The following is a 26,042-nucleotide window of genomic DNA, read 5'->3' on the forward strand; positions in this document are numbered from 1 at the left end:
GGGCACGACCTCGACGCGCGGCCGAGGGTCCGGCCTCGTCACACGAGGTTCTTCCGGCGCAGGTAGGTCAGAGCCGCCCAGCCGATCGGTACGCGGCCCCACATCGTCAGCAGCCGGTAGAGCAGCGCGACGGACAGCGCGGTGGCCGGCGAGACGCCCGCGACCGTCAGGCCGCCGGTGAGGGCCGCCTCGACCGGGCCGATACCGCCGGGCGAGGGGACGAGCGCGCCCACGGAGTTCGACACGAGGTAGGTCAGCGCGAGCGTCGTCAGCGGCAGGGACTCTCCGTACGCGGCGAGGCAGAGCCCGAAGGTCGCGACGTAGAACGCGGTGAGCAGCAGGTTGCCGGAGACGCCGACGATCAGTCGCTGCGGGCTCGAGACGAGCCACATGATGCGCGGCCCGATCTGCCTGAGGGTCGGCGCGGCCTTGGACCACACCCAGCGGCGCACGGGCCGCACGGCGAGCGCGACCGCCACGACGACGACCACGGCGGCCGCCACCCACATGACCGTCCCGCTGGGCAGGCTCAGCGAGCCGACGGACCCGGTGGTCAGGCCGACGATGACCAGCAGCAGGATCGTCGCGACGAACTGGAAGACCTGGACGAGGGCGACGGAGGCGACCGCGAGCGGGGTGGCCACCTTGTGCTTGGCCAGGAACCGCATGTTGACGGCGGCCGGGCCGATGCCGGCGGGTGCGACGAGCGCGACGATCGCCCCCGCAGCCTGGGCGAGCACGGTCTGCCCGAACGGCAGGCGCGCCGGGGAGAACGCCATGAGCGACATCGCGGCGCCGATGTAGGTGGCGAGCCCGAACACGTAGGCGATCGCCATGAGCGTCGGGTCCGCCGAGGTCAGGGTGGTCCAGACCTCCTGGAAGTTGAGCGAGGTGATGAGGACGTAGACGACGACGAGGAGCAGCGTCGTCATCACCACGCGCGAGACCGAGAACCGGGCGAGGGGGATCGGGGGGACGTCCGCCGTCGGGACGAGGGCGACGAGCGTGTCCCGCAGCGACCCGAGGAGCTGGGGGCTGCGTCGGACGGCCTGCCGGGTGGACACCGGCAGCGCCACCCGCTGGAGGACGGGTGCGATCGCCGCCATCTGCTCGCGGGTGAGCGCCCGACCGGCCGACGCGAGCGAGCGCTCCGCGCCGGCGACGACACCGAGCAGCGCGAGCGTCTGGGCGAGGTCCATCCGCCGCGAGAGCTCGGTGGCGGCGACCTCGCCGCTCTCCCAGCCGACGAGCCACACCGCTCCGGACCCGTCGACGAGGACGTTGGCGGTGGTGAGGTCGCGGTGCGTGAGACCGGCGGCGTGGGCACGACGGAGCTGGCGCCACACGTCGTCGAGCACGTCGTCCTGGAGGTCCTCCGCCGGCACCTCGTCGATCGGGACGAGGTCGTCGACGTGGTCCTCGACGACGAGCACGGAGGCGCGCGCCGTCGTCACCGAGGACATGGCCGGCGTGCGTACGCCCGCGGCCGTGGCGGCCAGCGACATGAGCGACGTGCGGGCCGCCGCGTCCTTCAGCGAGGTCACCGGGCGGCGGTCGATCCCGCGCAGGCGGATGGCCTCCCAGATCGAGGAGAGCAGGCCGACGACCTGCCGGTCGCCGTCGAGGAGCCTGAGGTCGCGGCGCTCGCCCGCCGCGTCCCACACGGCGTACAGGCGCCCGGGCGCGGCCTCGCCGGGGTCGTCGGGGTGCGCGGCCGAGCCCACGCGGGCCAGCAGGGCGGGGACGTCGGTCACCGGGTCGGGCCGGATCGTGTCGCTCCCGGCCGCGTCGACCGCGGCCATGAGCGACTCGGCGCTGGGCGGCTCGTCTGCGTCGAGCATGCTGCCCGTGGCCGCGGACGGGTCGTCGTCACCTCGCGACGCCGGGGGCAGGTCCACGCCGGTGCGGCGCGGGCCGGCAGGCTCGATGTATCCCAGCGGCGCCTCGGTGGTCACGGTGTAGGCCACCACGGCGGAGCGGTTGGGCCGGTCCATGCGCACCACCGAGACGGCGTCGATCCCGGCGCGCCGCAGCCCGCGCACGAGCGAGGTGCCGTCCGCGCGGTCGTGCACGACGCCGTCCACGTACCGCACCGCGTAGCCGGCGATCGCGCCGAGCAGGACCGCGATGATCGCGCCGGGCAGCGTCTGGGCGCCCTGGATGATCTCGAGGGCGAGGACCACCCACAGCAGGTTCCACGACCAGCGGGCCACCCGGTTGGCCGTCGCGGGCCCGACGGCCGTGAGCACGCCGGCGAGGCCCGCGATGAACGGGGACATGACGACCGTGGCCCGACCGACGCTGGTGATCGTCAGCGAGGTGAACAGCTCGGAGCCCGTCAGCGCGTCGAGCGCCTCCAGCGAGCCGAGGGCGAGGCCCACCCCGAGCGCGCCGGCGGCCAGGCCCTGCGACGCGGAGCGCCATCGTCGCTGCCAGGCCCGCTCGACGAGCACGGCGATCGGGACGACGAACGTGAGCAGGCTGCCCAGCGCTGTGACGGGGAGCTGGAACAGCTGGCGGAAGAATCCCGTGACGGCGTCCTGGACGTCCTCGGTGACGGCGAGGGTCGTGCCCCGCGCGTAGACGGCGAGCAGCAGCACGAGGGCCAGGCCCAGGACGGCGGTGAGGAGCCGGACGAGGTCGACCGGTCGGCGGACCCGCTTCTCGAGGGCGTCGACGAGGAGTACCTCGCGGCGAGGCGCGCGCGCCGCGGGGAGCGGCAGGGGCGTGCGCGGGTAGATCGTGCGGCCGCTGACCGGGTCGACCTGCGGACCGTCGTCCGCCTCCTCGGGCGTGACCGCGGTGATCGCGGTGCGGTCGCGTCCGCCGTCCGCGGGGCCGGGGAGCACGACCTCGGCGGGGTCGGGACCCGAGGTGCCGGCGGAGGTGCCGGTCCCGGCGGGGGTGGGACGGGCCGCCTCCTCGGGCACAGGGGTGCCCGGCTCGTCGGCCCGTCCGGTCATGCGGGGAGTCTAGGGCTCACCTGCCACGACGGTCCGGCCCGGCCGGTCACGACGACCGACCGCGACCGTTCTCACCCGTGGAGCGCACGTCGTCGATGTCCACCCCGACCCTGCGCTCGTCCGCCTGCCGCTCGTCCCCGGACCGGCCGGACAGCACGGACTGCGCGACGGCGGCCATGTCGTCCAGATCGCCCCGGTCGGGGGCGGTCCGGCCGGTCGCCCGGTCGGTGCGCGCGGCCCGCCGTCCGCCGTCGTCCATGCCCGGCAGGATCTGCGCGAGGAGCAGCGTCGAGAGCGCGGAGGTGTCCGTCGAGGCCCCGTCCGTGCGCACGATGACCGGCCGCGGCGCGTGCGAGGTGAGCTCGGAGCCGACCTCGAGGCGACGCCGGGCCAGCTCGTAGCCGAGGACGGCACGGTTGTCGCGGTAGGACGTGGCGAGTTGCTCCTGCGCGCGGGCCTCACCCTGCGCGGCCACGAGGTTCGTCCGGCCCTTGGTCTCGATCTCCCACTTGACCTTCTGCGCCTCGGTCTCCTGCTCCTCGAGCTTCTGGGCCACGTTCTTGCGGGCCTCGTTGAGGGAGGCGTTGACCTCGACGACCTTCGCGTCGCGGACCTTCTTCGACCGCTCGATGTCCATCAGCAGGGTGTCGATCCGCCGCTTGCGCGTCAGGTCCCACTCCTTCTCGTACGCCTGCAGCTCCTTGGAGACCCGCTCGCGGGTGGCGATGTGCTGCTGGTACTGCTCGGGCAGCCGGACGTCGGGGATGTTGCAGCCCATGATCTGCACGCCGTAGCGGGCGAGCTGACGGTTGAGCAGCGCCTGCATGTCGGCGACGTCGGAGCCGCGCAGGTCGTGCGCCCGCTCCGTGCGCACGAGCCGCGAGCGCTGCCGGATCGCGTCCTGGACCGCGTTGGACAGCACGAGGTCGAAGTTGCCGGCGCCGATCGTGCGGACGAACTGCACGGCGTCGTGGATGCGGAACTTGAGGAAGAACTCGATCGAGCGCAGCGGGACCGACTCGGCGGTCGGGCAGGCGAGCACCGGCGCCGTGTAGGGGATCTCGGTGCTGACGTCGACGACGTAGTCCACGCGGGTCCACGGGTGCCACAGGTAGTGGCGCCCGGGCTTGAGCGGTGCGGACGTGATGGCACCGAACCTCGAGCGGACACCGACGGTGCCCTCCTCGATCTCGATGATCGAGGTCCGCCACCACCACACGGCGGACAGCGCGACGACGAGGCCCCCGACGATCCACAGCCACATCGCGCGCGTGCCGTGGCCGTCGGCAGCGGTGAGCACGCCGCCGACGATCAGCCACAGGCCGATCCCGGCCAGGAACAGCCAGCGCAGGCCGCGCTGGTCCCGGGGGATGACGACGGGCACGAGCGACCCGCCGTCGCCGCCGCGCAGCAGCTGTGCGACGTCGCTCCACGAGGCCAGGGACTCCTTGATCGACGACATCGACCGGGCGATGGGTGCCTCAGACATCGCGGTTCTCCTCGGTGGTCGGGTGCGGCGGGAGGTGGGTCATGTCCGGCGGCGGGTCCGCCGGGGCGTCGGCCGGTTCGGCGGGTGCGGTCGGCTCGGTGGTCGGCTCGCCGGGTGCGGTCGGCGCCGGCTCGGCCGGTGCGGTGTGTGCCCCCCGGGCCGCGGGCGCGGCGGGGTCAGCGGGTGCGGCGGGCTCCGCGGGGGCCGAGGGTGCGGCGTGCGCGCCGGGCGTGGTTCCGGCGTCGTCGTCGATCTCCTGGGCCACGGAGCGGCGGATCTCCTCGAGTCGGTCGGCGCCGGGGAGCTCGTCCTCGTCCGACGGCGCCACGATCGCGACCTCGGTCTCCTCGGGCGGCTCGAGCAGCTCGGCGATGCGGTCCTGCCGCTCGGCGACCCGGGTCTCGATGGCCGCGGCGCGCTCGCGGATCTGGCTGAGCTCGGACTCGGAGAACAGCTCGAGGTCGGTCCCGCCGACCAGCTCGGAGGCGATGCGCAGGAAGTCGACGCCGCCGCCCTGCTCGCCGACCTGCACGATCTGGGGCAGCGACTCGGCGACCTGCTCGAGCCGGTCGAGGAGGTCCTGCTGATAGCGGAACGAGAGGATCTCGGGGGCGTTGGCGGCCGAGAGCGCCCGGATGTCCAGCGCCTGGGCCTCGAGCAGGGCGGCGTTGGCGTGCGCCGTGGACTCCGACTCGACGAAGCGCTGGCGGGCCATGGCGTCGGCCCGGTTCGTCTCGCGCTCCAGGGCGGTGTCCATCTGCGCCTGGTACTTGGCGATGTCCGCCTGGATCGAGCTCAGCGTCTCGCGCAGCGAGGCGAGGTCCTTGTTGAGGTCACCCTCGTTCTGCTCCTTCTTCAGCTGGAGCTCGTACTCGTAGGTGTAGGCCTCCTTGGCCACGCGGATCATCTCGGGCGCGCCGAGGTCCGCGCGGTACTCGTCGCTGGAGGGCTCGGCATGGGTGATGTTCGCGTGCGTGAGCTCCACCGCGGGCCGGAACTGCTCGTTCAGCTGGTCGAGCAGGACCTGCGTGGACTCGCCGACGAGGTCGTAGATGTCCGCCGCCTCCTGCTCGTAGATGAGCGAGCGGGTGGTCTCAGAGATGGCGTTGTTCAGCTTGTCCTGGAAGCCCTGGACGGCGCCGAGGACGAAGATGAACTCGCGCGGGTCGTCGATGCGGAACTGGAGGAACAGGTCGACCGAGGCCTGGACGCCGGAGCGTGTGGGCGCCTCGTGGATGGGCGCGTTGAACGGGTACTCGCGCGTGGTGTTGACGATGTAGGAGACCCGGCGCCACGGGTTGAGCAGCGTGACGAGGCCGGGCCCGACGACGCGCTCGACCTTCCCGAACCTCGAGATCAGCGCCTGGCAGCCGTCCGGGACCATGACCATCCCGGCCCGCCACCACAGGAAGCCGGCGAGCACGAGCAGCAGCACCCAGTAGTGCACGCCGAACAGGGCGGTGGCCAGGCCGCCGGTGAGGCCGCCGTCGCCGGCGATCCGGGTGACGTCGACGACGTTGGTCGCCGAGAGGATCCAGTAGCCGACGGCGCCGACGATCGCGAGGATCACGACGGGGATCAGCGCACGGACGCGGCCGCCGCTCGGCATGACCATCGGCGTGATCACGTGGACCGGGCCGTCGGAGCCGTTCTCGTACTCGGAGCGGTTGAGCTTCTGGCCGGCGTCGCTCAGCGAGGAGCGCTGGGCGACGATGCGGGTGCCGACACCGCCCGTGCTCTTCGCCGTGCTGAACGCCGCCACGTCCACCCTGAACGCGTCCGAGCCGTCGCCGACCGACCCGCCGCGCAGGTCGTCGATCGTCTCGAGACCCTGCTGGGCCTTCTGGGCCAGGCCTCGGGCACGCCCGACCCAGCCGGTGTCCTGTGACATGGGGTACCTCTCGATGGGGGAGTGGCGGCCGAGACGTCGGCGACCGCGCGGCCAGTGTCCCAGGTGACGGGCGACACGGAGAAGTTCCCGGCGGGGAGTTGAGCCCTCCCCGGCCCCGAGCACGCCCGATTCGTCGAGCGTGCGGTTCTCGGACCTCGAGCGTGCGGAGCGGCCCCCGGTCGTCGAGCGTGCGGAGCGGCCCCCGGTCGTCGAGCGTGCGGTTCTCGGACCTCGAGCGTGCGGGCGGCCTGTCCGTCAGCCCGCCGAGCGCAGGCGCAGCGAGTTGAGCACGACGATGACCGAGCTCGCCGCCATCGCGGCCGCGGCGATCCCTGGGTTGAGCAGGCCGGCGGCCGCGAGCGGGATCGCCGCCACGTTGTAGGCGAACGCCCAGAACAGGTTCTGCTTGATGACCCGCAGCGTGGCGCGCGAGATGCGCACGGAGGTGGGGACGGCGTCCAGCTCGGTGCGCACGAGCGTGAGGTCCGCGGCCTCGATGGCGATGTCGGTCCCGGTGCCCATCGCGAGCCCGAGGTCCGCCTGGGCGAGGGCGGCGGCGTCGTTCACGCCGTCGCCGACCATCGCGACGACGCGCCCGCCCGCCTGCAGCCGCTCGACGACCGTGACCTTGTCCGCGGGCAGTACCCCGGCGGTGACGTTCTCGGTGGCGATGCCGACCGTGGCGGCCGCCTGGCGTGCCGCCGCGTCGTTGTCCCCGGTCAGCAGGTGGGCCGTCAGGCCGAGCCCGCGCAGCTTGGCGACCGCCTCGGCGGCGTCGGGGCGCACGGTGTCCCGTACGGACAGCACGCCCCTGGCGGACCCGTCCCAGGCCACGACGACGGCGGTCGCCCCGGTCTCCTCGGCAGCCGCGTGGGCGGCGGCGTGCTCGCCGAGGTCGACGCCCTGCTCGGCGAGCCAGCTAGGCCGACCGACGAGCGCGGTGACGACGTCGGCGTCCGGCGCGGTGGCGCGGCCGGCGTCCGCCGGAGCCGCACTCTCGAGGTCCGGGAACCGCACGCTCGACGAATCAGCGGAGGTGCCCGGGGACGCGGGGGCGACGCGGGCGCTGACTCCGCGGCCCGCGTGGTTCTCGAAGTCCTCGACCGCGGGCAGCGCCGCCCCCTGCTCGGCGGCGGCCTCGGTGATCGCGCGCGCCACGGGGTGCTCGGAGCCGGCCTCGACGGCGGCGGCCACGGCGAGCGCGTCCGGCTCGCCGGAGACGTCGACCAGCGCGATGCGCCCGGCCGTCACGGTGCCCGTCTTGTCCAGCACCACGGTGTCGATGCGGCGCGTCGACTCGAGGATCTCCGGCCCCTTGATGAGCACGCCGAGGTTCGCGGCGCGCCCGGTCCCGACGAGCAGCGCGGTCGGGGTGGCCAGGCCGAGCGCGCACGGGCACGCGATGACGAGGACCGCCACGGCGGCGGTGAACGCCTGCTCGACGCTCCCGCCCGCGAGCAGCCAGCCCGCGAGGACGGCGATCGCGATGCCGATGACGACGGGGACGAACACCGCCGAGACGCGGTCGGCGAGCCGCTGGACGGGTGCCTTGCCGGTCTGCGCGCGCGTGACGAGCCGGCCGATCTGGGCGAGCGTCGTCTCCTCGCCGACCCGGGTGGCGCGCACGAGCAGCGAGCCGGAGGTGCTGATCGTCGCGCCGGTGACCGCGTCGCCGGGGCCGACCTCGACGGGGAGGGATTCCCCGGTCAGCAGCGCGGCGTCGACGGCGGAGGCCCCCTCGACGACGACGCCGTCGGTCGCGATCTTCTCGCCCGGGCGGACGACGAACAGCTCGTCCACGGCGAGCCGCTCAACCGGGACGCGCTCCTCGGTGCGCGTGCCGTCGTCGGCGATGTGCACGCGCGCCACGTCCTTCGCACCCAGCTCGAGCAGGGATCGCAGGGAGTCCCCGGCCCGGTGGCGGGAGCGGGCCTCGAGGTAGCGGCCGAGCAGGAGGAAGACGACGATGAGCACCGCAGTCTCGAAGTACAGGTGCGGGGGCGCGTGGCCGCCGTCGTGGCCGCCGGCGGCCGGCCACAGCGTCATCTCCATCCGCATGCCGATCTCGCCGGCGCCGCCCAGCGTGATCGCCCACAGCGACCAGAGGGTCGAGGCCACGACGCCGAGCGAGACGAGGGTGTCCATCGTCGACGCGCCGTGCCGGGCCGCGCGGACGGCGGCGGTGTGGAACGGCCAGGCGCACCACGTGGCGATCGGCAGGGCGAGCACCATCACGACCCACTGCCAGCCCGCGAACTGCAGCGGCGGGACCATCGACAGCACGCCGACGGGGACACCGAGCACGAGCGCGACGAGGAGCCGGCGGCGCAGGTCCGCGGCGCGGCGCTGGGTGGGCGTCGAGGTGTCGTAGGTGTCGGAGTCGTCGCCGAGCGGGGAGTGGTCGTGCCCGCCGTGACCCGCGGCGTCGTGCTCCGCGTGGCCGCTCGCGTCGTGGTGCGCGTGCTCACCCGAGTCCCGGACCGGCTCGGGCGCGCCGAGGCGGGTACGGGAGGTGACCTGCCCGTCGTACCCGGCGGCCCGCAGGGCGGCGACCAGGGTGTCGTCGTCGACGTCGGCGCTCAGCTCGACGTGCGCGGAGTCGGTGGCGAGGTTGACGGTCGCGGCGACGCCCTCTACCGCGTTGAGCTTCTTCTCCACGCGGCGCACGCAGCTGGCGCAGGTCATGCCCTCGACCTCGAGCTCGGCCTCGCCGAGCAGGTCGGTGGCGTCGATCAGGTCCGTGGGGGCGCGCCGGGAGTTCTTGTCGTCGGGTCGTGCGGAGGTGGTCATCGTGGGCCCTTCTTCCGGATCGGTGGGGCCGCGGGGGTGGGTGCGTCGCGTGGCGCGATCGGGTCGCGGGACGACGACGTCGCGCCGAGCGGTCGTACGGGTCGTGCAGGTTGTGCGGTGACGCTGCGTGCGCGGGGCGGGTCGTGCGGTGACGGTGCCCGGGGAGGCCGTGCGGCGTCGTCGGGGCCGCGTCAGGCGCGGATCGCGGCGACCTCGTAGCCGGCCTCGTCGATCGCCGCGCGGAGCGCCGACTCCTCGAGCGGGGCGTCGGAGGTCACGGTGACCGGCGAGGTGCCGCCGGCGTCGAGCGCGACGTCGACGTCGGTGACGCCGGCGATGGCGGAGAGCTCGGAGGTGACGGCCTGCGCGCAGTGGCCGCAGGTCATGCCGGTGACGTCGAGGACGGTGGTGGTCATGGGTGCTCCTTCGTGGTGGCTGAGGTGGTGCTTCGGGCGGCTCGGGTGCCGGTGCGGTCAGACGCGCAGCAGGCGGGCGGCGGCGGTGGTGGCCTCGGCGACCTTGGCCTCGCCCTCCTCGGGGGAGGACTGGGCGGCCTGCACGACGCAGTGGCCGACGTGGTCCTCGACCAGCGTGAGGCCGACGGTCTGGAGGGCCTTGGTCACCGCGGAGATCTGGGTGAGGACGTCGATGCAGTACGTGTCCTCGTCGACCATGCGGGCGATGCCGCGGACCTGGCCCTCGATGCGGCGCAGGCGCCGGGCGATCGCCTCCTTGTCCTTGGCGTATCCGTGCACATCGGCCTCCTGGTGGTGCGTGCTCACGACGCGACTCTACCCCCTGGGGGTATCACGGCGATACCCCCAGGGGGTGATATGCCGCACCGCGGCCGGCCCGGCCCGCTCAGTCGGTCGTCAGGTGCTCGCGCCACCAGTCCGGGATGTTCTCCGGCGCGCGCGGGTGCCGCTGGAGCTCGACGGTGTAGTCCTTCTCGGCCGGCTTCTTGCGCCACGTGGGCTGGATGTCGTGGTCGGTGGCGAGCTTGACCGACCCGGCGGGCTCCACGCTGATGACCGCAGTCAGCCAGGCGCCCTTGCCGCCGTTGTCCGCCGAGTCCGCGCGCAGCTTCGCCACCGCCTGCGCGACCTCCTTGCCCAGGCCCTGGAGGGTGACCTCGGTGCCGTCCGCCGTCGTCGCGCCGGCGCGGATCTCCCCGCGGGTGCCGAGCATGACGGCGACGAGCCGGGCGCGGGTCCAGTCGGCGGGCACGACGTCGACCATGCCGCGCACGATCGCCTGCAGCTCCTCGCGGTGCTTCACGGCCGGGTGGGACTCGTCGGCGCCCTCGGGCGTGCCGAGCGAGAGCGTGGCGCCCGAGCGGTTGGCCGTGTGCGGGGCGGGCGCGGTCGTGGTGCCGTCGGCGCGCGAGCGCTGGTACTCCTCGCCCTTGGCCAGCTGCTCCTCGGTGGCCCACTGCTTGGGCACGCGCTGGGCGTAGACGACGTCGCTCAGCTCCTCCCACAGGACCGTCTTCTCGTAGACGCCGGCGTCGATCTTGTCCATCTTGTGCCGCTCGTTGACGTTGGCGTCGCGGGCGATCGAGAAGATTCTGGCGCGGCGGGTGCCCTGGGGGTCCATCTGGTCGTCGACGACCCGCACGGGCACGCCGTTCCAGCGGGCGGTGCAGTGCATGGCGAACAGCTCGTCGATCTCGGAGCGGACGACCTGCTTGGCCCAGGTGCCGGCCTCGGTCATCGTGAAGCCCTGGCTCTCGGAGTCCTTGCTCGGGGAGACCAGGGTGATGAGCGAGGGGCGACCGTCGTCGTCGAGGCGGACGTCCGCCGCCCACGTGGCGCCGTCCGTCTTGGCCACGTAGCCCACGAGCTTCGAGGGCACCGCGGTGGCGAAGAGGTCGCCGGCCGCGTGGTTCTGCCAGCCGTACGCGGGGCCGTGGTAGGTCCCCAGGTGCTCGGGCTCGGCCTGGCCCGGCAGGAAGCGCCACAGGCGTGCGCCGACGGTGAGCCGGTCGTGCTCGATCCAGGCGAGCGGCGCACGGACGTCGCCGACCTGGCTGAACCCGGACCCGTCGAAGGGCTCGCGGTCGAGGATGTTGCCCTTGACCTTGGCGCGCTCGGCCTCGGTGCGGCCGCCGGTCGCGGGGACCATCTGCCAGGTGGGGGACAGCGGGACGTGCAGGACGTCGATCGGCTGGTCCGGTGCGAACGGGGTGCCGGTGAAGCTCAGGCCGTGCAGCTTGTAGAGCTCCTCGGTGGTGCCGAGCGTGGCGACCTCGGCGGCGGGGACGACGTAGCCGCTCACCCGGTCCAGGCCCTTCTCGAGGTAGACCTTCGCCATCGCGGGGGTGACGGCCTTCTGCAGGACGAGCTGGGACATGGGGGCCTTCCGGGTCGGGATCCTGACGCCAACGGTACGTGAGTCGGCGAGGGCCGCTCGGGGCGTGGCGGCGGCGGGGCTCGCGGGGACGGTCGGGGAGGTGGGTGCTGATGCGTCGGTCACGTCCTGGGGGCCCAGCGCATCAGCTCTCGCATATATCACCACTAAGTGATAGGAATGTGCCCGTGGACACCTTCGCCCTCGTCGCCGACCCGGTCCGACGCCGGATCGTCGAGGCGCTCGCCGACGGCGAAAGGGCGGCCGGCGACGTCGGCGCGCTCGTCCAGGGCGAGTTCGGGATCAGCCAGCCGGCCGTGTCCAACCAGCTGCGTGTGCTGCGGGAGTCGGGGGCCGTCGAGGTCGAGGCCCGTGGGTCGCGTCGGATCTACCGGCTCCGCCCCGGCGCCCTCGACGAGGTGGACGCCTGGGTCGAGCGGTACGCGCGCCTGTGGCCCCAGCGCCTCGACGCGCTCGAGTCCGAGCTCGCGCGGGGGAGGCGGGCGGCGCGGGACGCGACCCCTGAGGGCTCCGTCGGCCGGACCGCCGCGCCCCGTCGATCACCCGTCCCCCGGACCGCACGCACCGCGAAGGAGACCGAGCATGGACGCCACGATCGTCAGGGCACTGACCGGACCGCGTGACCACCCCGTCCTCAGCATCGTCCGGGTCTACCGCGCGGAGGTGGCCGACCAGCGCGACGCCTGCACGGACACCGCCCGGCTCGCACGCTGGTTCGGCACGGTGACCGGCGACCCCGCCCGGGTCGGTGACACCTTCGGGGCCGCGCTCTCCGACGACCCGGACGACCGTGCGACCGGCCGCGTGCTGCGGTGCGCGGATGACGAGGTCGCCGTCGAGTGGTCGTGGCAGGGCGAGGCGACGAGCGTGATCTCCGCCCGCTTCCGACCGGTCGACGACAACCGCACCGAGCTCACGCTGCGGCACGAGCTGGCGGAGCCGGATCACGCCGTCGGGTACGGCGGCGGCTGGGAGCAGGTCCTCCAGTCGCTCGCCCGCGCGCTCGGCGCCGCGAGTCCGGACGCGCCGGGTGACGAGGACAGCGAGGGGGGCGCCGCCGAGGTCTGGCTGACGATCACGCGCGCCCCGCTCGAGCTCGAACGCACCCTCGACGCTGACGCTCAGCGGGTGTGGGCGGCGCTGGCCACCGAGGAAGGACTGCGGTCGTGGTGGTGGAAGCACTGGGACGACGTGACGATCGAGGCCGACGTGCGCCGCGGTGGCGCCTACCGGATCGAGGCGCCCGGCGCGGGCATCGTGCTCGACGGTCGGTACCTCGACGTCGTCCCCCCGGCCGGCGGCCGGGCCGGCCGGCTGTCGATGACGTGGCGCTGGAGCGACGCCGACGGGACCAGCGCGGACGAGGCCGTCGACATCCACGTGCACACCGGTGGCGGAGCGGCCGACGACGCGCCGGGCGCCGGCGCTGCGAGCGGGACGCGCGTCGTCGTGCGGCACTCGGGACCGTGGGCCGACGACGCCCCGGCCGAGAGCTACCGCCAGGGCTGGGAGTTCACGCTCGGCGCGCTCGGCGACGCACTCTGATCGGCGCACCCCCCATGGACGCACTCTGATCGGCGCACCCCCCATGGACGCACTCTGATCGGCGCGGTCCGACCGGCCGCTCGCGAGCCCTGGGGCGCCGGCGCCGTGGTGTGTTGGGTCACGTCGGGACGCTACGGTGTGCGGATGCGCCTGGGAGTTCTCGACGTCGGGTCCAACACCGTGCACCTCGTGGTGCTCGACGCCGTGCGGGACGCCCGCCCGGACCCGGAGTCCTCCGACCGGTCGACCGTCCGGCTCATGCAGTACCTCACCGACGACGGCACGATCGACGACGACGGCGTCAAGGCACTGAAGAAGGCCGTCAAGCGCGCGAGGAAGGCTGCGGAGAAGTTCGGCTGCGAGGAGCTCGTCGGCATGGCGACCTCCGCCATCCGGGAGGCGCGGAACGGTCCGGAGGTCGTGGCCAAGCTCGAGAAGGCCGCCGGCGTCCCGCTGCGGGTGCTCAGCGGCGACCAGGAGGCCGAGCTGACGTTCCTGGCGGCCAGGCGCTGGCACGGCTGGGCGTCGGGCCGCCTCCTCGTGCTCGACATCGGCGGCGGCTCGCTGGAGGTCGCGCTCGGCATCGACGAGTCGCCCGAGTTCCGGGTGTCCCTCCCTCTGGGGGCCGGTCGGCTCACCCGGCACTTTCTCACCTCCGACCCGCCCGAGAAGAATCAGATGGCCACGCTCCAGCGGCGCGTGGACAAGCTCCTCGCGCCGGTCGCGAAGGAACTGGCCGACCTCCCGAGCCCGGACCACGTGGTCGTCACGTCGAAGACCTTCCGCTCGCTGGCCCGCCTGGCCGGGCACTCGCAGGCCGTCATCGGGCCCGAGGAGCGGCGCCGGATGGCACTGCGGGATCTCCAGGACTGGGTGCCCCGGCTTGCGCGCATCCCCGCGGAGCAGCGCATGGAGCTGCCGGGTATCACGCCGGAGCGCACGCACCAGATCGTGGCGGGTGCCGTCGTCGCGGAGTCGGCGATGCGGCACCTCGGTGTGGACCGGGTCGAGGTCTGCCCGTGGGCGCTGCGCGAGGGCGCGATCCTGCGCCGCATCGACCACATGTCCGGCCCGGACAACGGGGACAACCTCGCACCCGTCGGCGCCGGGGCCCCGGCGGGCGGCCCGCCCGGGGGCGCGCTGCGCTCGTCGTTCGTCTGAGGTTCGTCTGAGCCCTGCGCGTTCGAGTCGGCTGCGTGGGGCGGCTGCTCGCCCGGAGGGCTCGTCGAGTGGCAGAGGGACCCATCGAAGGCGCGGTGTGCGTGCCGAAGACGCGGTGGCCGCGCCGAGTGGAGGGTCGGCGGCTGTCCTCTCTGCGATAGACCGCGCCCTCGACGACAACCCGCACCCTCGACGCGCGCTGGGCTGCCGTCGGCGACGGCTCAGTCCTCGCGAGCAGGCTCCTCGGCCCCGCGGGCCGGGCGGAGCAGGCCCCAGAACTCCGGCAGCCCGTCGGCCCTCTCGTGCGCCACGACCTCGAATCCGAACCGCTCGTAGATCGCCACGTTCCGTTCGGCGTTCGTCTCGAGCCACACCGGCGCGCCGGTGCGGTCGGCGCGCGCCAGACCGTGCCGCAGCAGGGCCCCCGCGTGCCCCTGGCCCTGGTGCTCCGGGTCGACGGCGAGGAACGCGAGGTACCAGGCGGCGGACTCCGGGTCGTGGTGCCGGTGGGCGGCCTGGGCCTGCCGCTCGGCTGCGGCGAGCCGGCGCACGTCGCCCGGGCGCAGGCGCAGCAGTGCCCCGAGGGCGCCGCCGCGCAGCTGGTCGAGCATCCGCGGGGTGTGGCCGGGCGCGTACCAGACGGCGACCGACCCGCCGTCGACTGTGTCGACGACGCCGTGCGCCAGACCAGTCCGCACGCTGGCGACCGCCCAGGCGGGCAGGCGCCGGTGCCGGCGCTCCCGGTCGGGCACGGCCCAGGTGAACAGCGGGTCGTCGTCGAAGGCGGTCGCGATGAGGGCGCCGAGCCCGGTGATCTGGTCCTCGCGCGCGGAGGAGACCTCGGGGGCGGTCACAACGCGGGGTCCGTGGTCGAGGTCGGGCCGCGCCCGTCGTCGGAGGTGGAGCCCGCGCGACGGGTCGGTCGTGCGTCTCCGGAGGCGGCCGCGTCCTGCTGGGTGGGGCGGGTGTCGTCGATGGTCGCCGGGCGTGCGGATGCGCCGTCGCCACCGGCCGCGCCACTCTCGCCACCGGCCTCGGTGCCGGCGGCGGCGCGCGCGCGACGCTTGCGCAGGTGCGCGACGACGAACCAGACGAGCAGGAGGAGCACCGCGGCGATGACGACGTACTGCAGCCAGCTCGTGTACTCCTCGACGACGTCCCAGTTCTCGCCCAGGTAGTAGCCGGCGAGGATGAGGACGGTGTTCCAGACGAGGGAGCCGATCGTCGTGAGCAGGCCGAACATGAGCAGCGACATCCGCGTGATGCCCGCGGGGATCGAGATGAGGGAACGGAAGATCGGCAGGCACCGCCCGAGCAGGACGGTCCAGTGGCCGTGCTTGTCGAACCAGTTCTCGGTCTTGGTCACGTCCTCGACGTCGACGAGCGGCAGCCAGTTCATGATCGCCCGGGTGCGCTCGCGGCCGAGCAGCGCGCCCACGCCGTAGAGCGCGTAGGCGCCGAACACCGAGCCGGCCGTGCACCAGATGATCACCTCGACGAGCCCGAACGTCTGCCCCTGGGAGGCCGTGAACCCGGCGAGCGGAAGGATGATCTCCGACGGGATCGGCGGGAACAGGTTCTCGATCGCGATGAGCAGCGCCGCCCCGAACCCGCCGAGGGACTCCATCATCGACACGGCCCAGCCGGCGATGCCGGTCAGCCCCTCGTCGGGGACGGAGGCTGCGATCGGGGCGCCGGGGGCGTGGGCCGCGGCGGTCGCGTGGGCGAGGGCTGAGGTCGTCACCGCACCAACCTATGGGGCGGTGGACGAACGCGGGCGGCGGCGTGTCCGTGAGATGCCCGACGACGCCGGGCCCCCTCCCGGTCAGCCCTCGGCCTCGACGGTACGGGCCAGCTGTGCGGACAGCCCCGTGTAGGTCGCGGGGGTCAGGGCGATCAGCCGCTCCTCGACGTCGGCGGGGAGCCCGAGCGAACCGATGAACTCGCGCATTGCCGGCCCGTCGACCTTGCGGCCGCGCGTGAGTTCCTTGAGCCGCTCGTAGGGGTCCTCCATGCCCCTGGCGCCCGCGACCGAGGCGGCGCGCATCGCCTGCTGGACGGCCTCGCCGAGGACCTCCCAGGCGTCGTCGAGGTCGCGGGCCATCGCCTCGGCGTCGACGTCGAGGCCCGCGAGCCCCCGGCTCACGTTGTCGATCGCGAGCAGCGAGTGCCCGAACGCGGTGCCGATGTTGCGCTGCGTCGTCGAGTCGGTGAGGTCGCGCTGCAGGCGGGAGGTGACGAGCGTCGAGGCGAGGGTGTCGAGCAGGGCGCAGCTGATTTCGAGGTTCGCCTCGGCGTTCTCGAACCGGATCGGGTTGACCTTGTGCGGCATCGTCGAGGAGCCGGTCGAGCCCTGCGCCGAGAGCCGCTGGGTGAAGTAGCCGAGCGAGATGTACGTCCACACGTCGGTCGCGAGGTTGTGCAGGATCCGGTTGAACCGGGCGACGTCGGAGTAGAGTTCCGCCTGCCAGTCGTGCGCCTCGATCTGCGTGGTCAGCGGGTTGAAGGAGAGTCCGAGGCCGGTGACGAAGCGCTCCGCGACCGCCGGCCAGTCGGTGCCCGGGACGGCGACGCTGTGCGCGCCGTAGGTGCCGGTCGCGCCGTTGATCTTGCCGCGGTACTCGGTCGACGCGACCCGGTCGAGCTGGCGGCGCAGGCGCGCGACCGTTACGGCGAGCTCCTTGCCGAGCGTGACGGGCGTGGCCGTCTGACCGTGCGTGCGGGCGAGCATGGGGACCTCGGCGTGGGCGAGCGCGAGCTCGGCGAGCTGGTCGGTGACCGCCGTTGCTGCGGGCAGCCACACGTCGACGACGGCGGCGCGCACCGTGAGCGCGTAGGAGAGGTTGTTGACGTCCTCCGACGTGCAGAAGATGTGGACGATCTCGTGCGCGCCCGGCAGCGACGTGTCCGGGCCGAGGGCGTCCGCGGCGGCGTCCAGGCGGCGCTTGAGCAGGTACTCCACGGCCTTGACGTCGTGCCGGGTCTCGGCCTCGATGGCGGCGTGCTCGGCGATGTCGTCGGCGCCGAAGCTGTCGACGACGCCGCGCAGGTAGGCGCGCTCCGCGTCGGTGAGGGTCGGCGCGCCGGGCAGAGACCCGGTGTCGCACAGGTGGATGAGCCACTCGACCTCGACCTGGAGTCGCGCCCGGTTGAGCGCGGCCTCGCTGAGGTGGTCGACGAGCGGGGCGACCGCGGACCGGTAGCGGCCGTCGAGCGCCCCGAGGGCGATGGGCGGGGTGATCGTCGAGAGGTCGGTGCGCGCAGTCACGGGGACGATTCTCCCCCAGGTCGCGGCGACCGCGGTCAGCCGGCCGGCGGCGCCGCTTCCGCCGCCACGCGGGCCGCCGACGGCAGGGCGTCGACCACCCGGGCGAGAGCCTCGTCGTCGTGGGCCGCGGTGAGGAACCATGCCTCGAACGCGCTCGGCGGCAGCAGCACGCCGGCCGCCGCCATGGCGCGGAAGAACGCCGGGTACCGCCAGGTCTCGGAGGCCTTGGCCCCCGCGTAGTCGCGCACGCCGCCCGCCGCGGACTCGCCGAGGAAGACCGAGAACAGGTTCCCCGCCCGGCTCACCGTGTGCGCCAGCCCGACGGCGTCGAGCGCCTCGCCCGTGGCCGTGGCAACGGCGTCGGCGGCGGCGTCGACCGCGGAGTACACGGCGTCGTCGGCGAGGCGCAGCGTGGCGAGCCCGGCGGCGGTCGCCAGCGGGTTCCCGGACAGCGTGCCCGCCTGATAGACGGGACCGCTCGGGGCGAGCTCGTCCATCACAGCCGCCCGACCGCCGAGGGCGGCGAGCGGCATCCCGCCGCCGAGCACCTTGCCGAACGTGAAGAGGTCGGGCGCCCAGCCCTCGGTCGCCCCCTCGAGGCCCCACCAGCCGCCCGGTCCGACGCGGAAGCCGGTGAGCACCTCGTCGAGGACGAGCAGTGCGCCGTGGCGTCTCGTCAGCTCGCGCAGCGCCCGGTTGTACCCGGGCTCGGGCGCGACGACGCCCATGTTCGCGGCGGCGCCCTCGACGATCACGGCCGCCACCCGGTCGCCATGGGCGCCCATGACGGCCTCCATCGCCGGCAGGTCGTTGTACGGCACGACGACGGTGAACGCGGCGATCTCCTCGGGCACCCCGGGCGTGCCGGGGATGCCGAGCGTGGCCACGCCGGAGCCCGCGTCCACCAGGAGCGAGTCGGAGTGCCCGTGGTAGTGGCCGGCGATCTTGACGATCAGGGGCCGACCCGTCACGCCGCGGGCGAGGCGGACGGCGGTCATCGTCGCCTCGGTGCCCGAGCTGACGAACCGCACGCGTTCGGCCGGGGCCACCCGGGCGGTGACGGCCTCGGCGAGCTCGGTCTCGGCGACCGTCGGTGCGCCGAAGCTGAGGCCGGACGCGGCCGCCTCTCGGACCGCGCCCACCACCTCCGGGTGGGCGTGCCCGAGCAGCGCGGGCCCCCACGACGCGACGAGGTCGACGTACTCGCGCCCGTCGACGTCGGTGACGTACGGGCCGCGGGCCGAGGCGAGGAACCGGGGCGTGCCGCCCACGGACCCGTAGGCCCGGACGGGGGAGTCCACCCCGCCGGGGATCGCCGCCCGCGCGGCCTCGAACGCCGCCTCGCTCGCCGGGCCCGCGGACCAGCTGCCGGGTGACGCCGTTCCGGGAGATGCCATGGCTGTCGTGTCGCCGGAGGAAGCCGCCGTACCCGGCGCGGATGCGTCTCGTTCGTCGCTGCTCGACGATCCTGCTCCAGTCGATCCGTTCACCTGCGTCATCGCCTCTCTCACCTCTCCCGCAGCCAGCCGGCCGCCTCGGTCGCCCAGTACGTCGCCACGATCCCCGCCCCGGCCCGGCGCACCGACAGCAGGGTCTCGAGGATCGTCCGCCGCCGGTCGATCCAGCCGCGCTCCGCGGCGGCCTCGACCATCGCCATCTCGCCCGACACGTGGTAGGCCGCCACCGGCACGTCGACGGCCTCCGCGACGTCGCCGAGGACGTCGAGGTAGAGCGTGGCCGGCTTGACCATGACGACGTCGGCACCCTCCTCGACATCGAGGAGCGTCTCGCGCAGCCCCTCCCGACGGTTGGCCGGATCCATCTGGTAGGTCCGCCGGTCGCCCGTGAGCTGCGAGTCGACGGCCTCGCGGAACGGCCCGTACATGGCCGACGCGTACTTCGCCGCATAGGCGAGCGTGCCGACGTCGGTGCGTCCGGCGTCGTCCAGGGCCGCGCGCACGGCCCCGACCTGGCCGTCCATCATCCCCGACAGCCCGAGGAGCGACGCTCCCGCCTCGGCCTGCGCGAGCGCCATCTCCGCGTAGCGGACCAGCGTGGCGTCGTTGTCCACCCTCCCGTCGGCGGCGAGCACGCCGCAGTGGCCGTGGTCGGTGAACTCGTCCAGGCACAGGTCGGAGACGACGACCATCGACTCCCCGACCTCCTCGCGCAGCAGGCGCAGCCCGACGTTCGCGATCCCGTCCGGGTCGGTCGCCCCCGTCCCGGTGGCGTCGTGGGTGGCCGGCACGCCGAAGAGCATGATCCCGCCGACGCCGGCCTCCGCCGCCTCGGCCGCCGCCCGGCGCAGGGAGTCGGGGGTGTGCTGGAGGACCCCGGGCATCGACCCGATCGGCCGCGGCTCGCTGAGGCCCTCGCGCAGGAACACGGGCAGCACGAGGTCGGCCGGGTCCATGCGGGTCTCGGCGACGAGCCGCCGCAGCGCCGGCGAGGAGCGCAGCCGGCGGGGACGGACGGTGGGGAACTGGCTCATGGTGTCCTCCGTGGTGGTGCGGTACCGCCGGGCCCGACGCCGGAGCGCGGGTCCGCGGGGCGGGTGACGGTGGGTGCGTGGTCGGGTCGGGCGCGGTCGGTAGCAGCCGCCTCTTCGACCGCGGCGACGATCGCCTCCGGGGTCGGCGCCCCGGCGACGGACGAGACGTCCAGGCCCGCCTCGCGGATGGCCGTGGCCGTCGTCGGACCGATGGCGACCAGGGCGGTCGACGTCGGAGGGCGGCCCGCGGTCTCGAGCAGCGCGCGCAGGGTCGAGGGCGAGGTGAGGGCGACGACGTCCGGCCACGGGCGCGTGGCGGCCCGGGCCTCGTCGGGCTCCGCGGTGACGGTCGTGTAGACGGGGACCGCGTCGACGCTCCAGCCGGCGCCGGCCAGCCGCCGGGCGGTGGCCGGGTCGGCCAGGGCGCTCGCCGGCAGGAGGACGCGCCGCCGGCGAGGGTCCCCGGGGCGGTCGACGACGTCCAGCAGCGACGCGGCCGTGCCCGCCGGCGCCTCCGCGTCGACAGTGATGCCGACGCCGGTGAGCGCGGCGGTGGTCGCGGGTCCGACAGAGCCGATGCAGGTGCCGTCCGCGCGGGCGGCCGCGACGGCGGCCGGCCAGGTGCGCGGACCGTCGTCGAGCCGCACGCCCGCGAGCCTGACGTCGGCGAGTCGGGCCACCGTGCGCGCCGAGGTGACGAGCACCCAGGCGGCACCGGCCGGGTCGACGGCGCCCGGGTCGACGTCGAGCTCGACCGTGCGCGTGAGCGTCACCGGCACCACGTCGGCGCCGGCCTCCCGCAGGGCCCGGGCGATCTCGAGCGACCCTGCCGGGACGAGGACTCGCGCGCCGGCCAGGCTCACGCGTCCGCCATGAGGTCGGCGGCGCCGGATACGAGCAGGTCGTCGGCGAGGTCGCGCCCGACGGTCGCGGCGAGCGTCGTGTCGGCCGGGTCGATGCTCGCGTGCGCCGCGCGCCGCAGGTGCAGGGCGCCGTCCGGTCGGGCGACGACGGCGGCGAGCTCGAGGTCCTCGCCGTCGAGGGTGGCCAGTGCGCCGACCGGGGCGGCGCAGCCGGCCTCGAGCCGGCCGAGCAGGGTCCGCTCGGCGACGACCGCGGCCGCGGACGGCGCGTGGTGGATCGCTCGCAGTGCGGCGGCGAGACCGGGCAGCTCGGAGTCGACGTCGTCGCGGGTCTCCACGGCGAGGGCGCCCTGGCCGGGGGCCGGTAGGAAGCTCGGCGGGCCGAGGATCTCGGTGGCCCGGCCCTCGAGGCCGAGCCTGCGCAGGCCGGACAGTGCGAGGACCACGGCGTCGAGGTCGTCCTCGGTCCGCGCGAGGCGAGTGGGCACGTTGCCGCGGATGTCGACGATCTCGAGGTCGGGCCGGGCGATGAGCAGCAGCGCGGCGCGGCGGGGGGAGCCGGTGCCGACTCGGGCGCCGGCGGGCAGGTCGGCGAGCGTGAGCCCGTCGCGCGCGCACAGGGCGTCGCGCGGGTCCTCGCGCGGGGGGACCGCGGCGATCGTCAGTCCGGGGTGCGGCGCCGTGGGCAGGTCCTTGAGGGAGTGCACGACGACATCGACCTCGCCGTCGAGCAGCGCCGCACGCAGGGCGCCCGCGAAGACGCCGGTGCCGCCGAGGGAGGCGAGCGAGGCGGTGGACACGTCGCCCTCGGTGCGCACGACGACCAGATCGAGCGCGCCGGCGCCCGCGGCGGTCAGTGCGTCGGCGACGTGGCTCGACTGCGTGCGGGCGAGGTCGGAACCTCGCGTGCCCAGGCGCCAGGGCCGCGCGGCGGTGGCTGAGGTCATGCCGTCATTCTCGCACCGACCGCCGTCGAGAATGGTTCTAATATGCAAGTGCGGCGTAACGAAAATGCGAAAACTGGACATCTGTGAAATCGACCTGACGAACCGTCAGGACCATTCTTTGGATATGACGACGAGTCGTCATAAAGCATATTCAGTCGCACGTGCTGCCTCATTCAGAACACGTGTATGTCACATGATGTACGCAACATCCGACAGGTGGGCCGGTGCGGGCACGGACCGTGCCCGGGTTATCTCACACGAGGCGCCGGGCCAGCCGACGGGCGTGGGCGACGACTGCGGGCAGCCCCGTCCCGGCGACCCACGCGCCCGCGAGGTGCAGGTCCCGCTCCGCCGCCGTCGCCGCCAGGTCCGTGACGGTCTCCCGCATGCCCGGGGTCTGCGGCGCGAGCGCGCCGCCGTGCGAGATCGGCGCCGTGGCGAGCAGCTGGGCCGCGGTGAGATCGACGCCGAGCAGCGCCGCGGCGTCGGCCAGTGCCTCGTCGACCCCGGGCAGGCGCGGCTCCTCGCCGGGGCGCCCGTAGGAGAGCCGCACGGCGTGCCGGCCGCCCAGCGCCGCGGCCACCCAGGGCCACTTGGCGCTGGAGTGGGTGAGCGCCTTCGCGCGGACGGCGCGCCCGCCGGGCTCGGCCCCCTCGCCGACGATGACGCCCGATCCTCGCGGCGCCCGGTCCAGGGCCGGGGCGTCGAGGATCAGCGTGCGGTGCTCCACCGGCGCGCCGGGGACGAGCCGGACCTCCCGGGCCGTGGGGAATTCCGGCTCGACCATGCGCAGCGCCTCCGGGCCGGGAACCGCCAGCACCACCTCACGCGCGCGCAGCGTCCCGCCGGGCGCGACCTGGAGCTGCCAGGCTCCGCCGTCGCGGACGAGCCGCTCGACAGCCGCGCCCGTGCGGATCTCGGCGCCCGCGGCGACGGCCGCGCGGGCGAGCGTTGCGGGCAGCAGGTGCATGCCGCCGCGGACGGTGGCCACGGCCGGTCCTTCGCCGACGAGCGACGCGACCGCCGTGCTCAGCGACCCGGACTCGGCCAGGGCCGCGCGCAGGCCGGGCGCGACGACGTCGATCGCGAGCTCCTCCGGGTCGGACGCGTGCAGCGCGCCGGCGATCGGGCGGACGAGGCGCTCGAGGACGTCCTCGCCCATCGCGTACCGCACGACGTCGGCGAGCGAGGCCGAGCCTGGCAGCGCGCCGGCTCGCCCCGCGGAGTCCGCCTCCGCCGCCCGGCGCGCCGCGCGCTCCCCGAGGATCTGGGCGACGAGCGGATGGGCGAGGTCCGAGGGGACGCCGAGCAGCGACCGCGGCGGCACGGGCCGCGCGGGGCCGGCCGCCGGCTGCACCCACGAGCCCGCGGCGGGCCGCTCGATCGCGAGCCCCAGCTCCTCGGCCAGCTCGATCGCCGCCGGCCGCCGCGTGCCCATGGCCTCGGCCCCGCCGTCGAGGAGGACCGGACCGGTGCGGACTCCGCCGTCGGCACCGCCGTCGGCACTGCCGGACCCGCCGACGAGCGAGAGCGAGAGCGGCGAGACGAGCCCGCCGACCCGGCCCGACGCCTCCAGCAGGACGACCGACCGGCCGGACCGGGTGACGTCGTGGGCGAGCGTGAGGCCGGCGATCCCCGCCCCGATCACGGCGAGGTCCCAGGTGGTGCGGTCGGGGGCGGGGACCTTCCGGCCGGGGTCGTGCGAGGTGGCTGCGCCGGCCGCGGGATCCGGCCCGGTGGAGGTCGCTGCGCCGGCCGCGGGGTCCGATCCGGTCACAGGGAGTGGACGAGCTCGACGATGCGCGTGAGCACCGCCGGGTCCGTGGTGGGCGGGACGCCGTGACCGAGGTTGACCACGTGCCCGGGCGCCGCCCGACCCGCCTCGACGACGGCGCGCACGTGCCGCTCGAGAACCTCCCACGGCGCGGTGAGCAGCGCAGGGTCGATGTTGCCCTGCAGCGGCACCTCTCCGCCCAGCCGCTCGTTCGCGACGTCGAGCCGGAGTCGGTGGTCCACCCCGACGACCTCGGCGTGCCCCGCCATGACGGTGAGGAGCTCGGACGTGCCGGTCCCGAACGAGACCCGCGGCACCCGGTCCGCCACGTGGTCCAGCGCGCGCGCCGAGTACGGGGCGGCGCGCGCGGTGTAGTCGTCGACGGACAGCGAGCCGGCCCAGGAGTCGAAGAGCTGGACGGCGCGGACGCCGGCGTCGACCTGCGCGGCGAGGAACGCGCCCGTGAGGTCGGCGGTCCAGGTGAGCAGCCGGTCCCAGGCGGCGGGGTCGGCGTGCATGAGTGCGCGGGCGGCCAGGTGGTCGCGCGAGGGGCGGCCCTCGACGAGGTAGGCGGCCAGGGTGAACGGGGCGCCGCCGAAGCCGATGAGCGGGGTGTCGCCGGGCCCGTCGCCGGTGCCGAGCTCGTCGGTCACCGCGCGGACGGCCGCCGCGATCGGGGCGTGGTCGCCGGGCTCGTGGGCGGTCAGGCGCGCGACGTCGGCCGGGGTGCGGACCGGGTCCGCGATGACGGGGCCGACCCCGGGGACGATCTCGACGTCGATGCCCGCGAGCCTCAGCGGCACGACGATGTCGGAGAAGAGGATCGCGGCGTCGACGCCGTGCCGGCGCACCGGCTGGCAGGTGATCTCCGCGGCGAGCTCGGGCGTGAGGCAGGCGTCGAGCATCTCCGTGCCCGCGCGCACCTCCTTGTACTCCGGCAGCGAGCGACCGGCCTGCCGCATGAACCAGACCGGCAGGCGCTCCGGTCGCCGTCCGGAATAGGCCTCGAGCAGGGCGGGCGTGCCGGCGCTCACGGAGGCGGCCGTGGAGATGTCGGAATTCGTCACGCAGCCATTGTGCACGGGCGGGAGAAACTTCTTCGCGTCGAATTGCTAACCTGTCTCGGTGCCGCTCACCCTGCTTTCCGCCGACCACCACTCGGTGACGCTCGACGACCTCGAGCGGCTCAGCGTCGGAGTCGACTCCCTGCCCACCCTCCTGGCCGACCACCCGGCCGTCGACGGCGCCGTCGTGCTCGCCACCTGCAACCGGGTCGAGCTCTACCTCGAGGCCGCCGACCCGGACGCGGCGCTCGACGCCGCGCGCGCCGCCCTCGCCTCGACCAGCGGCGTGGACCCCCTCGAGATCGACGACCTCACCGGACGCACCGACGGCCACGACGCCGTCCGGCACCTCTTCGAGGTCGCCTCCGGCCTCGACGCGATGGTCGTCGGCGAGCGCGAGATCGTCGGTCAGGTCCGGCGCGCACTCGAGGACGCCCGCGCCGCCGGCGCGACCACCCCGGCCCTGGAGGACGCGCTGCAGCGCGCCTCGCGCGCCTCGCGCCGGATCGCCGTCGACACCGACCTCGCCGCCGCCGGCCGCTCCGTCGTGGCAGTCGCCCTCGACCTCGCAGGCACGGTCCGGGCGCGCCCGGCGTGCCCCCGCGACGACGAGGCCTGGACGCCCGAGTCCGGTGAGCTGCCCCGCAGCTCGTGGTCCGGCGCCCGCGCCCTCGTGGTGGGCACCGGCGCCTACGCCGGCGCCACCGTCGCCGCGCTGCGCCGCCGGGAGTGCACGACCATCGCCGTGTGGTCGGCCAGCGGCCGGGCCCGCGGCTTCGCCGACGCCGAGCACGTGCGTGCCGCGGGCGACCTGGCCGAGGAGCTCGCGCTCGCCGACGTCGTCGTCGCCTGCCGCGGCACGGGCACACCGGTCGTCGACGCCGACGCGATGTCGTCCGCCCTGGCGGCCCGGCGAGCGGCCGGGACCACGGAGCCGCTGGTCGTCGTCGACCTCGCGCTGCGCCACGACGTCTCGGCGGAGGCCGCCGCGCTGCCCGGCGTCGTCGTCGTCGACCTCGACACCGTCAAGGCGCACGCGCCGGCCGCGACCGAGGGGCAGGTGCGCCACGCCCAGGAGGTCCTCGCCGAGGAGGTGCGCGTCGTCGTCGAGACCCGCGCCGAGCGCGCGATGGACGACGTGGTGGTCGCCGTGCGTGACCGCGTCGGATCCGCGCTGGAGGACGAGCTCACCCGACTTCCCATGGCGGGCACCGTGCCCGCCGACCAGGCGGCGCAGGCCCTGAGGCGCCTCGCCGCGCGCCTCGCCCACCCACCGACGGTCGCGGCACGGGCGGCCGGGCGCGACGGCCGGGGCGAGGAGTTCGTCCGCGCCCTCGAGCTCGTCACCGGCATCGCCGTGGCCGACGAGACCGCGGGCGCCGGCGCCGGACAGGGCCGCCCACCCGCAAGGAGGACCGCCAAGTGA

20 protein-coding genes are annotated in these 26,042 nt (G+C 74.7%); 4 read left to right on the forward strand and 16 right to left on the reverse strand.

From position 1 onward, the window contains the following. Nucleotides 1-38: 38 nt before the first annotated feature. The 7 genes from ACPYO4_RS01385 to ACPYO4_RS01415 all read right to left on the reverse strand — a co-directional run bounded on the left by ACPYO4_RS01385 (nucleotide 39) and on the right by ACPYO4_RS01415 (nucleotide 11,485). Entirely contained in the window at nucleotides 39-2,963 is a 2,925-nt protein-coding gene (locus ACPYO4_RS01385; protein WP_425707409.1) for a lysylphosphatidylglycerol synthase domain-containing protein, read from the reverse strand. A 46-nt stretch (nucleotides 2,964-3,009) separates the two neighbouring features. Then, a complete protein-coding gene (locus tag ACPYO4_RS01390; RefSeq protein WP_425707410.1) occupies nucleotides 3,010-4,452 on the reverse strand; it encodes an SPFH domain-containing protein in 1,443 nt (480 codons plus the stop codon). Then, nucleotides 4,445-6,343, reverse strand: a complete 1,899-nt coding sequence (locus ACPYO4_RS01395; RefSeq protein ID WP_425707411.1) for an SPFH domain-containing protein — start codon at nucleotides 6,341-6,343, stop codon at nucleotides 4,445-4,447. Before ACPYO4_RS01395 ends, ACPYO4_RS01390 begins: the two co-directional genes overlap by 8 nt. Before the next feature lie 255 nt (nucleotides 6,344-6,598). Next, nucleotides 6,599-9,133: a heavy metal translocating P-type ATPase gene (locus ACPYO4_RS01400; RefSeq protein ID WP_425707412.1), complete on the reverse strand. Its 2,535-nt coding sequence runs from the start codon at nucleotides 9,131-9,133 to the stop codon at nucleotides 6,599-6,601. 191 nt (nucleotides 9,134-9,324) lie between these two features. After that, nucleotides 9,325-9,549, reverse strand: a complete 225-nt coding sequence (locus ACPYO4_RS01405; RefSeq protein ID WP_425707413.1) for a heavy-metal-associated domain-containing protein — start codon at nucleotides 9,547-9,549, stop codon at nucleotides 9,325-9,327. Nucleotides 9,550-9,606: 57 nt separating this feature from the next. After that, entirely contained in the window at nucleotides 9,607-9,915 is a 309-nt protein-coding gene (locus ACPYO4_RS01410) for a metal-sensitive transcriptional regulator (RefSeq protein WP_425707414.1), read from the reverse strand. 79 nt (nucleotides 9,916-9,994) lie between these two features. After that, nucleotides 9,995-11,485 carry a hypothetical protein gene (locus ACPYO4_RS01415; protein WP_425707415.1) on the reverse strand — a complete coding sequence of 497 codons (1,491 nt, stop codon included), beginning with the start codon at nucleotides 11,483-11,485 and terminating at the stop codon, nucleotides 9,995-9,997. 185 nt (nucleotides 11,486-11,670) lie between these two features. On the opposite strand from ACPYO4_RS01415, the gene ACPYO4_RS01420 reads away from it, so the two are divergent. The 3 genes from ACPYO4_RS01420 (at nucleotide 11,671) to ACPYO4_RS01430 (ending at nucleotide 14,209) form a co-directional block, all read left to right on the forward strand. Beyond that, nucleotides 11,671-12,126, forward strand: coding sequence for an ArsR/SmtB family transcription factor (locus ACPYO4_RS01420; protein WP_425707416.1), 456 nt, complete (start codon nucleotides 11,671-11,673; stop codon nucleotides 12,124-12,126). Beyond that, on the forward strand, nucleotides 12,086-13,048 hold the full coding sequence (locus ACPYO4_RS01425; protein ID WP_425707417.1) for an SRPBCC family protein: 963 nt from the start codon (nucleotides 12,086-12,088) through the stop codon (nucleotides 13,046-13,048). The genes ACPYO4_RS01420 and ACPYO4_RS01425 overlap by 41 nt, the downstream gene beginning before the upstream one ends. A 144-nt stretch (nucleotides 13,049-13,192) precedes the next feature. Then, nucleotides 13,193-14,209 carry a Ppx/GppA family phosphatase gene (locus ACPYO4_RS01430; RefSeq protein WP_425707418.1) on the forward strand — a complete coding sequence of 339 codons (1,017 nt, stop codon included), beginning with the start codon at nucleotides 13,193-13,195 and terminating at the stop codon, nucleotides 14,207-14,209. Nucleotides 14,210-14,430: 221 nt separating this feature from the next. On the opposite strand, the gene ACPYO4_RS01435 is transcribed toward ACPYO4_RS01430, so the two are convergent. The 9 genes from ACPYO4_RS01435 to hemE form a co-directional block, all read right to left on the reverse strand. Then, a complete protein-coding gene (locus tag ACPYO4_RS01435) occupies nucleotides 14,431-15,063 on the reverse strand; it encodes a GNAT family N-acetyltransferase (protein ID WP_425707419.1) in 633 nt (210 codons plus the stop codon). Further along, nucleotides 15,060-15,953 carry a DedA family protein gene (locus ACPYO4_RS01440; RefSeq protein ID WP_425707420.1) on the reverse strand — a complete coding sequence of 298 codons (894 nt, stop codon included), beginning with the start codon at nucleotides 15,951-15,953 and terminating at the stop codon, nucleotides 15,060-15,062. Before ACPYO4_RS01440 ends, ACPYO4_RS01435 begins: the two co-directional genes overlap by 4 nt. Nucleotides 15,954-16,034: 81 nt before the next feature. Beyond that, a complete protein-coding gene (purB, locus tag ACPYO4_RS01445) occupies nucleotides 16,035-17,618 on the reverse strand; it encodes an adenylosuccinate lyase (RefSeq protein WP_425707421.1) in 1,584 nt (527 codons plus the stop codon). After that, nucleotides 17,513-18,874 (reverse strand): glutamate-1-semialdehyde 2,1-aminomutase, encoded by a 1,362-nt coding sequence (hemL, locus tag ACPYO4_RS01450; RefSeq protein ID WP_425707422.1) that lies wholly within the window; start codon nucleotides 18,872-18,874, stop codon nucleotides 17,513-17,515. Before hemL ends, purB begins: the two co-directional genes overlap by 106 nt. A 110-nt stretch (nucleotides 18,875-18,984) precedes the next feature. Further along, nucleotides 18,985-19,968 carry a porphobilinogen synthase gene (hemB, locus tag ACPYO4_RS01455; protein ID WP_425707423.1) on the reverse strand — a complete coding sequence of 328 codons (984 nt, stop codon included), beginning with the start codon at nucleotides 19,966-19,968 and terminating at the stop codon, nucleotides 18,985-18,987. After that, a complete protein-coding gene (locus ACPYO4_RS01460; RefSeq protein WP_425707424.1) occupies nucleotides 19,965-20,831 on the reverse strand; it encodes a uroporphyrinogen-III synthase in 867 nt (288 codons plus the stop codon). Before ACPYO4_RS01460 ends, hemB begins: the two co-directional genes overlap by 4 nt. Then, the gene (gene hemC / locus ACPYO4_RS01465; protein WP_425707425.1) at nucleotides 20,828-21,778 is read right to left on the reverse strand and encodes a hydroxymethylbilane synthase; all 951 of its coding nucleotides are present in this window, start codon (nucleotides 21,776-21,778) and stop codon (nucleotides 20,828-20,830) included. Before hemC ends, ACPYO4_RS01460 begins: the two co-directional genes overlap by 4 nt. Nucleotides 21,779-22,031: 253 nt before the next feature. Further along, a complete protein-coding gene (locus ACPYO4_RS01470; protein WP_425707426.1) occupies nucleotides 22,032-23,555 on the reverse strand; it encodes a protoporphyrinogen/coproporphyrinogen oxidase in 1,524 nt (507 codons plus the stop codon). Next, nucleotides 23,552-24,619 (reverse strand): uroporphyrinogen decarboxylase, encoded by a 1,068-nt coding sequence (gene hemE / locus ACPYO4_RS01475; RefSeq protein ID WP_425707427.1) that lies wholly within the window; start codon nucleotides 24,617-24,619, stop codon nucleotides 23,552-23,554. Before hemE ends, ACPYO4_RS01470 begins: the two co-directional genes overlap by 4 nt. Nucleotides 24,620-24,677: 58 nt before the next feature. On the opposite strand from hemE, the gene ACPYO4_RS01480 reads away from it, so the two are divergent. After that, entirely contained in the window at nucleotides 24,678-26,042 is a 1,365-nt protein-coding gene (locus ACPYO4_RS01480; protein ID WP_425707428.1) for a glutamyl-tRNA reductase, read from the forward strand.

Source organism: Georgenia sp. Z1491 (assembly GCF_049856175.1).
Taxonomy (GTDB): domain Bacteria; phylum Actinomycetota; class Actinomycetes; order Actinomycetales; family Actinomycetaceae; genus JB111.

What these genes read in the sequence shown, in the direction of transcription:
- ACPYO4_RS01385 (WP_425707409.1), bottom strand. Translation starts at nt 2,963, where the DNA reads ATGACCGGACGGGCCGACGAGCCGGGCACCCCTGTGCCCGAGGAGGCG.
- ACPYO4_RS01390 (WP_425707410.1), bottom strand. Translation starts at nt 4,452, where the DNA reads ATGTCTGAGGCACCCATCGCCCGGTCGATGTCGTCGATCAAGGAGTCC.
- ACPYO4_RS01395 (WP_425707411.1), bottom strand. Translation starts at nt 6,343, where the DNA reads ATGTCACAGGACACCGGCTGGGTCGGGCGTGCCCGAGGCCTGGCCCAG.
- ACPYO4_RS01400 (WP_425707412.1), bottom strand. Translation starts at nt 9,133, where the DNA reads ATGACCACCTCCGCACGACCCGACGACAAGAACTCCCGGCGCGCCCCC.
- ACPYO4_RS01405 (WP_425707413.1), bottom strand. Translation starts at nt 9,549, where the DNA reads ATGACCACCACCGTCCTCGACGTCACCGGCATGACCTGCGGCCACTGC.
- ACPYO4_RS01415 (WP_425707415.1), bottom strand. Translation starts at nt 11,485, where the DNA reads ATGTCCCAGCTCGTCCTGCAGAAGGCCGTCACCCCCGCGATGGCGAAG.
- ACPYO4_RS01425 (WP_425707417.1), top strand. Translation starts at nt 12,086, where the DNA reads ATGGACGCCACGATCGTCAGGGCACTGACCGGACCGCGTGACCACCCC.
- ACPYO4_RS01430 (WP_425707418.1), top strand. Translation starts at nt 13,193, where the DNA reads ATGCGCCTGGGAGTTCTCGACGTCGGGTCCAACACCGTGCACCTCGTG.
- purB (WP_425707421.1), bottom strand. Translation starts at nt 17,618, where the DNA reads ATGGTTCCTCACCGCGGCCCACGACGACGAGGCTCTCGCCCGGGTGGT.
- hemL (WP_425707422.1), bottom strand. Translation starts at nt 18,874, where the DNA reads ATGGCATCTCCCGGAACGGCGTCACCCGGCAGCTGGTCCGCGGGCCCG.
- hemB (WP_425707423.1), bottom strand. Translation starts at nt 19,968, where the DNA reads ATGAGCCAGTTCCCCACCGTCCGTCCCCGCCGGCTGCGCTCCTCGCCG.
- hemC (WP_425707425.1), bottom strand. Translation starts at nt 21,778, where the DNA reads ATGACCTCAGCCACCGCCGCGCGGCCCTGGCGCCTGGGCACGCGAGGT.